Here is a 12402-nt window from a genome sequence, read left to right on the forward strand (position 1 = left end):
CACCAGCAGGTACCCTCAAGCCGATATGAGCAGCCAGACCCCTCCCCACAAGCCCCGTGTCGCCGTCGTGTTCGGTGGCCGCAGCTCCGAGCACGCCATCTCCGTGGTCACCGCGGGAGCCGTCCTGCGCGCCATCGACCGCGAGAAGTACGACGTGCTGCCGATCGGCATCACCACCGACGGCCGCTGGGCCCTGACCGCCGACGCCCCGGAGCGGATGGCCATCGCCGACCGCAAGCTGCCGAGCGTCGCCGAGCTGGCCGAGTCCGACGAGGGCGCCGTCGTCCTGCCGGTAGACCCGACCAACCGCGAGGTGGTCCTCAGCGAACCGGGCGCCGTCCCCAAGGCGCTGGGCGAGGTCGACGTGGTCTTCCCGGTGCTGCACGGCCCGTACGGCGAGGACGGCACCCTTCAGGGCCTGCTGGAACTCTCCGGCGTCCCCTACGTCGGCTGCGGCGTCCTCGCCTCCGCCGTCGGCCAGGACAAGGACTACATGAAGCGGGTGTTCACCTCCTTCGGGCTGCCCGTCGGCCCGTACGAGGTCATCCGGCCGCGGGAGTGGGAGCGCAGCCCCGAGGCCGCCCGCAAGAAGATCGTGGACTTCGCCGCCGAGCACGGCTGGCCGCTCTTCGTGAAGCCCGCCCGCGCCGGTTCGTCCATGGGTATCACCAAGGTCGACGACGTCGACGGGCTGGACGACGCGATCGAGGAGGCGCGGCGCCACGACCCGAAGGTCATCGTCGAGTCGCTGCTGCGCGGCCGCGAGATCGAGTGCGGCGTCCTGGAGTTCGAGGACGGCCCGCGCGCCAGCGTCCCGGCGGAGATCCCGCCGGTCACCGCCCACGACTTCTACGACTTCGAGGCGAAGTACATCGACTCGGCGGCGGGCCTGGTGCCCGCGCCGCTCACCGCCGAGGAGACCGTCCGCGTCCAGGACCTGGCCGTCGCGGCGTTCGAGGCGGCGTCCTGCGAGGGCCTGGTCCGGGCGGACTTCTTCCTCCAGGAGAACGGCGAGTTCGTGATCAACGAGATCAACACGCTCCCCGGCTTCACGCCCATCTCGATGTACCCGCGGATGTGGCAGGAGAGCGGCGTGAGCTATCCGGAGCTGATCGACCGGCTCCTGCAGGCGGCACTGAACCGCTCGACCGGGCTGCGCTGACCCGTCCGGTGCCGGGCCCGCCCGCCGCGGGTCCGGCTCAGACGCCCTCGGGCACGGTCTTCTTCACCGCGGCGGCGAGATCGGTGAGCGCATTGACCTCGGGGGCGTACCTGCCCGGCACCGTCACCTCCACGTAGGTCTTGCGCAGCACCGTCGTGAAGCGGTAGCCGTCGTCGCGCTTCTCCAGGAACCACGAGACGCCGTTGACGTCCACCGCGTCGGCGGCGGGGTTGTAATGTTCACTCCCGGACGTCAGCCCGCCCGGCTTGGGCACTCCGCACCGCAGTTGCACGGCGGGGTCGCCCCAGGCGGCCGTGAAATCCGACGCGGGCTCGGTGCTCCTGCGCGCCAGCCCGTCGACGGTGTCCGGCAGCTCCTTGTGGAGGGCCCGGCAGTGCCGGGCCGACGCGCCCTCGGGTGCGGGTGGCGTGACCTCGTCCGCGGCGGAACAGCCCGCCGTGCAGCACAGCACGGCGAGCGACGGCAGGACCGTGAACCAGCGACGAGAAATCACCCGGCCGAGCATACGGGGAGCTAGATGTGGACGACCGGACAGGTCAGGGTGCGGGTGATCCCCTCGACCCGCTGCACGTTGGCGACGACCAGCCGGCCCAGCTCGTCGACGGTGTCCGCCTCCGCGCGCACCACGACGTCGTAGGGGCCGGTCACGTCCTCGGCCGTCAGCACGCCGGGGATCTGCGCGATCACCTCCGCCACCGCCGAGGCCCGGCCGACCTCGGTCTGGATCAGGATGTACGCCTGTACCACGGGACCTCCAGGGCGGCTTCGAGGATCATGGGGGAAGAAGGGACGCCACGGTACCGCGTCACCGAGCGGAGCGGGGAGATCCGCGCGGTGACGCCGGCCGGTGCGGCGCCCAGGCCAGCGGAGTACGGACCGGCCGTACGCAGGAGAAGGGCGACAGCATGAAGGGCACCGTGGGCGAGCTGGGGGAATTCGGGTTGATCCGGGAGCTGACCTCCCGCATCACCCCCACCCCGGCGGTACGGATCGGTCCGGGGGACGACGCCGCGGTGGTCACCGCGCCCGACCGGAGGGTCGTCGCCAGCACCGACGTCCTCCTGGAGGGCCGGCACTTCCGCCGCGACTGGTCCACCGCGTACGACGTGGGGCGGAAGGCCGCGGCCCAGAACCTCGCCGACATCGCCGCGATGGGCGCCGTGCCCACCGCCATCCTCCTCGGCCTCGTCGTTCCCGCGGAACTCCCCGCCACCTGGCCGACCGAGCTGATGGACGGGTTGCGCGACGAATGCCAGGTGGCCGGTGCCGCGGTGGTCGGCGGGGACGTCGTCCGCGGCGACACCATCACCGTCGCCATCACCGCCCTTGGTGATCTGCGCAACGCCGAGCCGGTGACGCGGGGCGGCGCGCAGCCCGGCGACGTCGTCGCGGTGACCGGCTGGCTGGGCTGGTCGGCCGCCGGGCACGCCGTGCTGACCCGCGGGTTCCGTTCGCCGCGGGCCTTCGTCGAGGCGCACCGGCGGCCCGAACCGCCGTACCACGCGGGCCCGGCGGCGGCCGGACTGGGCGCCACCGCCATGACGGACGTCTCCGACGGTCTCGTCGCCGACCTCGGGCACATCGCGGAGGCCAGCAACGTCCGCATCGACCTCGCCTCCACCAAGATCGACATCCCGACGCAGATGTCCGACATCGGCACCGCCGTCGGCGTCGACCCCATGCAGTGGGTGCTCAACGGCGGCGAGGACCACGCGATCGTCGCGACATTCCCGCCCGACGTGAAGCTGCCCGCCCGCTGGAAGGTCATCGGCGAGGTCCTGCACCCCTCCGCGCTGCCGCAGGTGACGGTGGACGGGGCGCCGTGGGCGCGCGCCGGGTGGGACCACTTCGGGGACAACGGCGACGCCGAATCCCCGCCCCGGGGCGGCTCCGCGGCGCCCGGTGGCGGCCGGTAGATTCGGCGGTGTGCAGACCCCACCACGCGTCCTGACCGTCGCCGGCTCCGACTCCGGCGGCGGCGCGGGCATCCAGGCCGACCTCAAGACGATGCTGGCGCTGGGCACCCACGGTATGAGCGTGCTCACCGCCGTCACCGCGCAGAACTCCCGGGGCGTCCAGGGCGCCTGGGAGCTGCCCGCCGAGGCGGTGCGGGCGCAGTTCCGCAGCGTCGTCGACGACATCGGCGTCCAGGCGGTGAAGACCGGGATGCTCGCCTCGCCGGAGCTGGTGGAGACCGTCGCCGCGCTCCTCGCGGAGCTGACCGTGCCGGTCGTCGTCGACCCCGTCGGGGTCTCCAAGCACGGTGACGCGCTGCTCGCCGCGACCGCCCTCGACGCGGTCCGCACCAAGCTGCTGCCGACCGCCACCGTCGCCACCCCCAACCTCGACGAGGTGGCGCAGCTGACCGGCGTACGCGCCACGGACGAGACCGGGATGCGCCGCGCCGCCGACGCGATCCTCGCCTTCGGCCCGCGCTGGGTGCTCGTCAAGGGCGGCCATCTGCCCGCCGCGGCCGACGCCGTCGACCTGCTCACCGACGGCACCGAGGAACACTGGCTGCGTGCCCCGCGCCACGACAACCGCCACACCCACGGCACCGGTTGCACCCTCGCCTCCGCCGTCGCCGCCCGCCTCGCCCAAGGCGACACCGTCCCGCGGGCCGTCACCGCCGCGAAGGAGTACGTCACGGGCGCCCTCGCGGCGGGCTTCCGGCTGGGCAGCGGCATCGGGCCGGTGGACCACGGGTGGCGGTGGCGCGGGGGAGCGTGAGGGGCTGCCCCGCGCCACCGCTCCAGCACCTCCCGCACCACCGCCCGACCTGTTCCGTCTCGGTGAGGAAGCCGTCGTGGCCGGCGGGTGAGTCCAGGATGCGGGGCGGTCCGGCGCCCGGGAGCAGGGACGCCAACTCGGCCTGCCGGGCGGGCGGGTGGAGCCGGTCGGAGCCGATACCGGCGACCACCGCCGGCATCCGGGCCCGCGCCGCCGCCGCGCCGCCCCGTCCGCGCCCCACGTCGTGCGCGTTCATCGCCTCGACGAGCGTGACGTAGCTCCCCGCGTCGAACCGGCGCACCAACTTGCCTGCGGGGTGGTCGAGGTACGACTCCACCGCGTACCGCCCGCCGTGCCAGGGGCCCTCGCCGGGCTGGGCCCGCCGCCCGAACCGGTCCGCCGGCTCCGGTTCGCTGCGGTAGGTGAGATGGGCGATCCGCCGGGCGATGCCCAGCCCGCCGTGCGGCCCCGTACCGTCCGGGGCGTCGTGGTAGCGCCCCGCGCGCCGGCCCGGATCGGCCCGCACCGCGCCCCACGTGATCTGCTTCGCCGACGCGGCGGCCCCCGCGCGAGGCGCCCGGCCCGCGCCGTGCGTCAGCCCCACGGGGCCACCGGCTCCGTACCGTGCGGCCGGGCCACGTCGCCCGCCCGCGGTGCGGCGCAACTCTGTGCGGCAACGACGAAAAGCCGGCCCACCTCTCGGTGGACCGGCTTCGCGTCAAGCAACCGGCTTGGCTGCGCTACGGCTAAGACGTCAGCGCGAGACCTTGCCGGCCTTGATGCACGAGGTGCAGACGTTGAGCCGCTTCGGCGTACGCTCGACCACTGCACGGACCGTCTGGATGTTGGGGTTCCAACGACGGTTGGTACGGCGGTGCGAGTGAGAAACACTCTTGCCGAAGCCCGGCCCCTTGCCGCAGACGTCGCAGTTGGCAGCCACGGGTCACTCCAAAGACTTCAGATGCACTTACGGTGAATCCTGACGGGCCGAGTGCATTGACCGACCGGCATCGCCAGGAGAGGAAAGGCCCGATTCGCACCGGGCAACCGGAGCAGCATACAACGACCGCGTCCGTAGAACGAAACTACCATGCGCGCTCCGGGACCCGCCCCGGCCTCCCGGTGTGAGCGCGGCTACTGTGCGGTCATCCCGTGCATCCAGGAGGACGCTGTGCCGTACCCGCTCGACGCCGCCGCGATCCGCACCTGGTGCGGGCTGGCGCTGGAGGCGCTGGGCCGGGAACGCGCCCGGATCGACGCGATCAACGTCTATCCCGTGGCCGACGGCGACACCGGCACCAACCTCTATCTCACCCTCGAATCCGCCGCCCGCGCGGTCGAGGCGGCCTTCGACGGCCACGCCTCCGCGGGCACCGCACCCTGCCTCGCGGACGCCGCCGGAGCGATGGCGCACGGCGCCCTCATAGGGGCGCGCGGCAACTCCGGCACCATCCTCGCCCAGCTGCTGCGCGGGATGACCGAGATCCTGGCCGCCCCGCCGGCGCCCCCCACGGGGCCCGGCGCCACCGGGGCCGGCATCCCGCCCGCCACCCTGGGGCGGGCCCTGCACCGCGCCGCGGCCGCCGCCCGGGAGGCCGTCGCGCACCCCGTGGAGGGCACCGTGCTGACGGTCGCCGCCCGCGCCGCCGACGCCGCGGCCACCGCCGCGGCCACCGCGCCGCACACCGCGGCCGTGGCACGCGCCGCCCACGACGGCGCCCGCACCGCGCTCCGCGCCACCCCGGGACAGCTCGCCGCCCTGGGCCGCGCCGGGGTCGTGGACGCCGGGGGCTGCGGCCTGGTCGCCCTGCTGGGCGCGCTCGCCGACGCGCTGTCCGGCGAGGTCACCGCCGTCCCCGTCGCGGTACGGGCCGACGCCCCGCTCCCGGAGGCGGCGGGCCCGGCGGCCGTCACCGGGGCCGCGCCGGAGAGCTGCCCGCCCGGGGCGGCGACCGGCCCGGCGTTCGAGGTGATCTACCTCCTGGAGGCCACCGACACCGCCGTGGCGCGGCTGCGCACCCGGCTCGACGCGCTCGGCGACTCGCTCGTCGTGGTCGGCGGCGACGGCCTCTGGCACGTCCATGTCCACGTCGACGACGCGGGCGCCGCCGTCGAGGCCGGTATCGAGGCGGGCCGCCCGTACCGCATCCGCATCACCCACTTCGACGGTGCCGCGCACGCCGCGCGGCCCGTGCCGGAGCCGTCCGCACGGGGCGTCGTCGCCGTCGTCCCCGGGGAGGGCCTGGCCGCGCTCTGCGAGGAGGCCGGCGCGACCACGGTGCGTGTGCGCCCCGGGGAGCCGCCCGCCTCCGGGGAGCTGGTCCAGGCGATCCGGCAGGCCCGCGCCCGCGAGGTGCTGCTGCTGCCGAACGACCCCGAGCTGCGCCACACCGCCGCCGCGGCGGCCGAGGCGGCCCGCACCGAGGGCATCCGGGTCGCGCTCATCCCCACCCGCGCCGCCGTCCAGGGCCTCGCTGCGCTCGCCGTGCACGAGCCGGACCGCAGCTTCGACGAGGACGCCGTCGCCATGACCTCGGCCGCCGGGGCCACCCGCTACGCCGAACTGGCCGTCGCCGAACGGCAGGCATGGACGATGGCGGGCGTCTGCCAGCAGGGCGACACCCTCGGGCTGATCGACGGCGACGTCGTGGTCATCGGCGGCGATCTGACGGAGACCGCCCTCACCGTCCTCGACCGGATGCTCTCGGCGGGCGGCGAACTCGTCACCCTGGTCCGCGGCGCCGGCGCCCCCGACGACCTCGCCGAACGGCTGGAGGCCCACGTCCGCGAACGGTTCCTCGCCGTCGACACCGTCGTGTACGAGGGCGGCCGCCATGCGGCGCCGCTCCTGATCGGCGTCGAATAAGCCGAATAAGTCGAACAAGGGGAGCGACGCGGCGCGCGTGGGGCGCCGCGCACGGGGCCCGCGCACCCCGCGGGAAGCCGCATTGTCAGCGGCATGGTGTGCAATGGGTTCCGTGGCCGCGCTCGACGAACCTCTGAAGAAGACCCTCGGTGGCACCACCGCGAAGGTGCTCGCCGACCACCTCGGCCTGCACACGGTCGGGGATCTGCTGCACCACTACCCGCGCCGGTACGCCGAGCGCGGTGAGCTGACCCGCCTCGCCGACCTCCCGCTCGACGAACACGTCACCGTCGTCGCCCAGGTCGCCGACGCCCGCGTCCTGCGGTTCAACGGCGGCCGCGGCCAGCGCCTGGAGGTCACGCTCACCGACGGCGGCGGCCGCCTCCAGCTGGTCTTCTTCGGCAAGGGCATCCACAAGCCGCACAAGGATCTGGTGCCCGGCCGCCGTGCGATGTTCGCCGGCAAGGTCTCCGTCTTCAACCGCAAGCTCCAGCTCGCCCACCCCGAATACGCCCTCCTCGACCAGGAGTCCGGCAGCGAGGCCGTCGACGCCTTCGCCGGCGCGCTGATGCCGATCTACCCGGCCTGTCAGCAGATGGCGTCCTGGAAGCTCGCCAAGGCCGTCGACGCCGTGCTGCCCCACGCCCGGGACGCCGTCGACCCGCTGCCCGGGGCGCTGCGGGAGGGCCGGGGGCTGGTGGAGCTGCCCGAGGCGCTGGAGAAGATCCACCGCCCGCGCACCAAGGCCGACATCGCCGACGCCCGCGCCCGGCTGAAGTGGGACGAGGCGTTCGTCCTCCAGGTGGCGCTGGCCCGCCGCCGCTTCGCCGAGACCCAACTCCCCGCGGTGCCACGCCCGTTGACCGAGGGCGGCATCCTCGACGCGTTCGACGCGGGGCTGCCGTTCACCCTCACCGAAGGCCAGCGGAAGGTCAGCGAGGAGATCTTCACCGACCTCGCCACCGACCACCCCATGCACCGCCTCCTCCAGGGCGAGGTCGGCTCCGGCAAGACGATGGTGGCGCTGCGCGCGATGCTCGCCGTCGTCGACGGCGGAGGACAGGCGGCGATGCTCGCCCCGACCGAGGTCCTCGCCCAGCAGCACCACCGCTCCATCACGGAGATGATGGGGGAGCTGGCCGAGGGCGGAATGCTGGGGGGCGCGGAGCAGGGCACCAAGGTGGTGCTGCTCACCGGCTCCATGGGCGCCGCCGCCCGGCGTCAGGCGCTCCTCGATCTCGTCACCGGCGAGGCGGGAATCGTCATCGGCACCCACGCCCTGATCGAGGACGTGGTCCAGTTCCACGACCTCGGGCTGGTCGTCGTCGACGAACAGCACCGCTTCGGCGTGGAGCAGCGCGACGCCCTGCGCGGCAAGGGCCACTCCCGGGGCGAGAAGCGGACCCCGCACCTCCTGGTGATGACCGCCACCCCCATCCCGCGCACCGTCGCCATGACCGTCTTCGGCGACCTGGAGACCTCCGTCCTCGACCAGCTCCCCGCCGGGCGCTCGCCCATCGCCACCCACGTCGTGCCCGCCAAGGACAAGCCGCACTTCCTCGCCCGCGCCTGGGAGCGGGTCCGCGAGGAGGTCGCCGCGGGCCATCAGGGCTATGTCGTCTGCCCCCGGATCGGCGACGAGGAGGACGCCCCCGGCGCGGCCAAGGGCCGCAAGGGCGGCGACGAGGACGGGCCGTCGCCGGAGGACACCGAGGAGAAGCGGCCGCCGCTCGCCGTGGTCGACCTCGTACGGCAGCTCACCGCCGGGCCGCTGGCCGGGCTGCGGGTGGCCGCCCTGCACGGCCGGATGGCGCCCGAGGACAAGGACGCCGTCATGCGCCGCTTCGCCGCCGGTGAGCTGGACGTCCTCGTGGCCACCACGGTCATCGAGGTCGGAGTCAACGTCCCCAACGCCACCGCCATGGTGATCATGGACGCCGACCGCTTCGGCGTCTCCCAGCTCCACCAGCTGCGTGGCCGGGTCGGCCGTGGTTCCGCCCCCGGGCTCTGCCTGCTGGTCAGCGAGATGCCCGAGGCGAGCCCCGCCCGCGCCCGCCTGGCCGCCGTCGCCGCCACCCTCGACGGCTTCGAGCTCTCCCGTATCGACCTCGAACAGCGCCGCGAGGGCGACGTCCTCGGTCAGGCCCAGTCGGGCGTCCGCTCCTCGCTGCGGATGCTCGCCGTCATCGAGGACGAGGAGGTCATCGCCGCCGCCCGCGAGGAGGCCACCGCCGTCGTCACCGCCGATCCGGCCCTCGACGCCTACCCGGAACTGCGCACCGCCCTGGCGGCCCTGCTGGACGACGAGCGCGAGGAGTACCTGGACAAGGGGTGAGGCCCGGCCCGGCCGACGCGCCCCACGTGAGAAGCCTCACCCGCCCCGTCGGCCACCGTGCGCCGCCCCGCTCCCGGCCGGAATATCGTGGAGGCCGCGGCGCCGCACCCCGGCAGCCGCCTCCCCACCGACCCCGCACCACGTAAGGACGGGCCCATGACCCGCGTGATCGCCGGTACGGCCGGCGGCCGCCGCTTGGCCGTACCCCCCGGCAACGGCACCCGCCCGACCTCCGACCGCGCACGCGAGGGCCTCTTCTCCACCTGGGAGTCGCTGGACGGCCCGATGACCGGCGCCCGGGTCCTCGACCTCTACGCGGGCTCCGGCGCGGTCGGTCTGGAGGCGCTGTCCCGGGGCGCCGCCCACGTCCTGCTCGTCGAGGCCGACGCCCGCGCCGCCCGCACCGTGCGCGAGAACGTCAAGGCCGTCGGCCTGCCCGGCGCCGAGGTCCGCACCGGCCGCGCCGAACAGCTCGCCGCCGGCGCCGCGCCCGGCGACCCGTACGACGTCCTCTTCCTCGACCCGCCGTACGCCGTCACCGATGACGAACTGAGGGAGATCCTGCTCACACTCCGCCGTGCGGGCTGGTGCGCGCCCGACGCACTCGTCACGGTGGAGCGGAGCACCCGGGGCGGCGTGTTCTCCTGGCCGGACGGATTCGGGGCGATCAAGGCCCGCCGCTACGGCGAGGGGACGCTTTGGTACGGTCGCGCCGCTTCCGCGTCCCCCGACGAGACGTCGGAACGCGTGTCATGAACGCATCGGAGAGCGAGGAACCAGAGTTGCGCCGCGCCGTCTGTCCGGGGTCCTTCGACCCCATCACCAATGGGCACCTGGACATCATCGCCCGTGCCTCCAAGCTGTACGACGTCGTCCACGTCGCCGTGATGATCAACAAGTCGAAGCAGGGGCTCTTCACGGTCGACGAGCGCATCGACCTGATCCGCCGCGCCACCGCCGAGTACGGCAACGTCGAGGTCGAGGCGTTCCACGGGCTGCTCGTCGACTTCTGCAAGCAGCGCGACATCCCCGCGATCGTCAAGGGTCTGCGGGCCGTCAGCGACTTCGACTACGAACTCCAGATGGCCCAGATGAACAACGGGCTCTCCGGCGTGGAGACGCTGTTCGTCCCCACCAACCCCACCTACAGCTTCCTCTCCTCCAGCCTCGTCAAGGAGGTGGCGGCATGGGGCGGCGACGTCAGCCACCTCGTCCCGCCGTTCGTCCTGGAGGCGCTGACCGAACGGCTGCGGGAGCGCTGAGCGGTACCCCGGCGCACCCGCCGGGCGTCACCTCCTGCTGACGCGACGTCAGCAGGTGTCGGGGCGGGGCCCGGTGGCCGTACAGTCGTGGCGTTCCTGGTTCCATCCCTTCAGAGAGTGGCGAGTCCAACGTGGACGTGCAGAAGAAGCTCGACGAGATCGTCGACAACATCGGCAGCGCCCGTTCCGTGCCCATGTCGGCGTCCTGTGTGGTCAACCGGGCCGAACTGCTCGCCATGCTGGAGGAGGTGCGCGCGGCACTGCCCGGTTCGCTGGCGCAGGCGCAGGAACTGCTCGGCGGGCGTGAGCGGATGGTCGAGGAGGCCCGCGCCGAGGCGGAGCGGATCATCGAATCCGCCCACGCCCACCGCGGTTCGCTGATCTCCGACACCGAGGTCGCCCGCCAGTCGCAGGACGAGGCGGACCGGATCCTCGCCGAGGCCCGCCGCGAGGCCGAGGAGATCCGCGCCGAGGCCGACGACTACGTCGACAGCAAGCTCGCCAACTTCGAGGTCGTCCTCACCAAGACCATCGGCTCCGTCGACCGTGGCCGCGAGAAGCTGCTCGGCCGCGGCCCCGGCCTCGACGACCAGGGCTACGCCGACGCCGACGCCCCCGAGCGCAGCACCGACCCGGCGACGCTCACCCAGCGGGCCGACGCCTACGTCGACGCCAAGTTCGGCGCCTTCCAGGCGGTGCTGACCAAGACCCTCGAAGCGGTCGGCCGCGGCCGCGACAAGCTCCAGGGCGCCCGCGCCATCGACGAGCTGGGCGCCCACCTCGCCGCCCAGACCGACGAGCGGGCCGGCGGTCACCAGGCCGACGCGGAGTACCTCGCCGGCCTCGCCGACGTCGCCCCGCAGCAGCCCGCCGCCCCCGCCCCGCAGCCGCTCGCCGCCGCCGCGGAGGTCCCGCAGTACGCCCAGCCCGGCCCCTACCCGGACCAGGGCTACGCGGCGGGCCAGGACGGCTACGCCTACGGGCAGCAGCAGTACGCCCAGCAGCAGGACCCGTACGGCTACGGCTGGCAGCAGCAGGCCGCCCCGCAGGTCCCGCAGCAGGGCTACGACCCGCAGACGGGCTACGCGCCCCAGCAGGTGCCCCACCAGGCGCCGGCGCAGCCCGGCGCCCTGGAGGAGACCAGCCTCTTCGACACCAGCATGATCAACCTCGACCAGCTCCGGCAGTACGAGGAGGGCCGTCCCTAAGGGAAGCCCGGGACGGAGCGGCCCGGATTGGGCCTATCCGGGCCCGTCCAGTATCCTGGCTGTTCGGTCGCGTGTACGTCCGCGATCCCGGCTGCCCGTTTCCGTATCCGCCCGCTCCCGAGCCGGTGGCCGGGGACCGGAGCACCGGACCCCCGGTACAGAAAGCAGGAAAGCCATCAACGCCCGCCTCGACCACCGTTCCCCGCTCGTGTTCGACACGCGCGAGCTGGGCCGTCGTCCCGGCGCGCTCCAGCGGCTCTCCCGCACCGTCGAGGCCCCCCGGGACCTCGGCAACGAGGTGATCGGCGTGCCCGAGGGCACCCCGATCGCGCTCGACCTCCGCCTGGAATCGGTCATGGACGGGGTACTTGTCACAGGTACCGCCCGTGCAACCGTGAAGGGGGAGTGCGTAAGGTGTCTGGAGCCGCTGGAGCGCGAGCTCGTAGCGGACTTCCAGGAGCTGTTCGCCTACCCCGACGCCGATGCCCGGACCCGCACCGCGGAATCCGGCGACGACGCCGAGGACGAGGAGGACACACTCTTCGTCGAGGACGACCTGTTCGACCTCGAACCCGTGCTGCGGGACGCGGTGGTGCTCGCACTGCCGCTGCAGCCGGTGTGCCGGGAAGACTGCCCGGGTCTGTGTTCCGATTGCGGAGCACGGCTCGCGGACGACCCGGACCACCACCACGACGCCGTCGACATCCGTTGGGCGGCACTGCAGGGACTCGTCGGGACCAACCAGGACGACGAGAAGGACAAGTTGAGCGGCGACGCGCCTCGATCAGCGCACGTCGACGAGAAGCAGGAGAAGTAGC

The 12402-nt window shown here is 73.6% G+C and carries 12 protein-coding genes and 1 pseudogene; 9 read left to right on the forward strand and 4 right to left on the reverse strand.

Annotated features, from left to right (window positions below):
• Positions 1–25: 25 nt before the first annotated feature.
• On the forward strand, positions 26–1162 hold the full coding sequence (locus tag ACF1BH_RS25870; protein WP_391646095.1) for a D-alanine--D-alanine ligase family protein: 1137 nt from the start codon (positions 26–28) through the stop codon (positions 1160–1162).
• 37 nt (positions 1163–1199) lie between these two features.
• Here the strand turns inward: ACF1BH_RS25870 and ACF1BH_RS25875 are convergent, their stop codons facing one another.
• Complete coding sequence (locus ACF1BH_RS25875; protein WP_391646097.1) at positions 1200–1688, reverse strand: DUF3515 domain-containing protein; 489 nt, start codon at positions 1686–1688, stop codon at positions 1200–1202.
• An 8-nt stretch (positions 1689–1696) separates the two neighbouring features.
• Positions 1697–1930 carry an Lrp/AsnC family transcriptional regulator gene (locus ACF1BH_RS25880; protein ID WP_391646099.1) on the reverse strand — a complete coding sequence of 78 codons (234 nt, stop codon included), beginning with the start codon at positions 1928–1930 and terminating at the stop codon, positions 1697–1699.
• 158 nt (positions 1931–2088) lie between these two features.
• Here ACF1BH_RS25880 and ACF1BH_RS25885 point away from each other — a divergent pair, with 158 nt between their 5' ends.
• Positions 2089–3099 (forward strand): thiamine-phosphate kinase, encoded by a 1011-nt coding sequence (locus tag ACF1BH_RS25885; protein ID WP_391646101.1) that lies wholly within the window; start codon positions 2089–2091, stop codon positions 3097–3099.
• Between the two features lie 10 nt (positions 3100–3109).
• Positions 3110–3913, forward strand: a complete 804-nt coding sequence (gene thiD, locus ACF1BH_RS25890) for a bifunctional hydroxymethylpyrimidine kinase/phosphomethylpyrimidine kinase (protein WP_391646103.1) — start codon at positions 3110–3112, stop codon at positions 3911–3913.
• A gap of 43 nt (positions 3914–3956) precedes the next feature.
• On the opposite strand, the pseudogene ACF1BH_RS25895 reads toward thiD, so the two are convergent.
• Both ACF1BH_RS25895 and rpmB read right to left on the reverse strand, forming a co-directional pair.
• Positions 3957–4481 (reverse strand): annotated as a pseudogene (locus ACF1BH_RS25895) (homoserine O-acetyltransferase); the annotation flags it as partial.
• 186 nt (positions 4482–4667) lie between these two features.
• Positions 4668–4853 carry a 50S ribosomal protein L28 gene (rpmB, locus tag ACF1BH_RS25900; RefSeq protein WP_030287328.1) on the reverse strand — a complete coding sequence of 62 codons (186 nt, stop codon included), beginning with the start codon at positions 4851–4853 and terminating at the stop codon, positions 4668–4670.
• 231 nt (positions 4854–5084) lie between these two features.
• On the opposite strand from rpmB, the gene ACF1BH_RS25905 reads away from it, so the two are divergent.
• The 6 genes from ACF1BH_RS25905 to ACF1BH_RS25930 all read left to right on the forward strand — a co-directional run bounded on the left by ACF1BH_RS25905 (position 5085) and on the right by ACF1BH_RS25930 (position 12401).
• Positions 5085–6779, forward strand: coding sequence for a DAK2 domain-containing protein (locus tag ACF1BH_RS25905; RefSeq protein WP_391646105.1), 1695 nt, complete (start codon positions 5085–5087; stop codon positions 6777–6779).
• Positions 6780–6882: 103 nt separating this feature from the next.
• Positions 6883–9114 (forward strand): ATP-dependent DNA helicase RecG, encoded by a 2232-nt coding sequence (recG, locus tag ACF1BH_RS25910; protein WP_391646107.1) that lies wholly within the window; start codon positions 6883–6885, stop codon positions 9112–9114.
• A gap of 156 nt (positions 9115–9270) precedes the next feature.
• Positions 9271–9870 carry a 16S rRNA (guanine(966)-N(2))-methyltransferase RsmD gene (rsmD, locus tag ACF1BH_RS25915; RefSeq protein ID WP_391646109.1) on the forward strand — a complete coding sequence of 200 codons (600 nt, stop codon included), beginning with the start codon at positions 9271–9273 and terminating at the stop codon, positions 9868–9870.
• On the forward strand, positions 9867–10376 hold the full coding sequence (gene coaD, locus ACF1BH_RS25920) for a pantetheine-phosphate adenylyltransferase (protein ID WP_391646111.1): 510 nt from the start codon (positions 9867–9869) through the stop codon (positions 10374–10376). Before rsmD ends, coaD begins: the two co-directional genes overlap by 4 nt.
• 131 nt (positions 10377–10507) lie before the next feature.
• Positions 10508–11584 carry an ATP synthase F0 subunit B gene (locus ACF1BH_RS25925; protein WP_391646113.1) on the forward strand — a complete coding sequence of 359 codons (1077 nt, stop codon included), beginning with the start codon at positions 10508–10510 and terminating at the stop codon, positions 11582–11584.
• Positions 11585–11792: 208 nt separating this feature from the next.
• Complete coding sequence (locus ACF1BH_RS25930; RefSeq protein WP_391646115.1) at positions 11793–12401, forward strand: YceD family protein; 609 nt, start codon at positions 11793–11795, stop codon at positions 12399–12401.
• The last annotated feature ends 1 nt before the right edge of the window (position 12402 follow it).

Origin of the sequence: Streptomyces sp. NPDC014733, from assembly GCF_043083385.1 — a bacterium.
Lineage (GTDB): Bacteria > Actinomycetota > Actinomycetes > Streptomycetales > Streptomycetaceae > Streptomyces.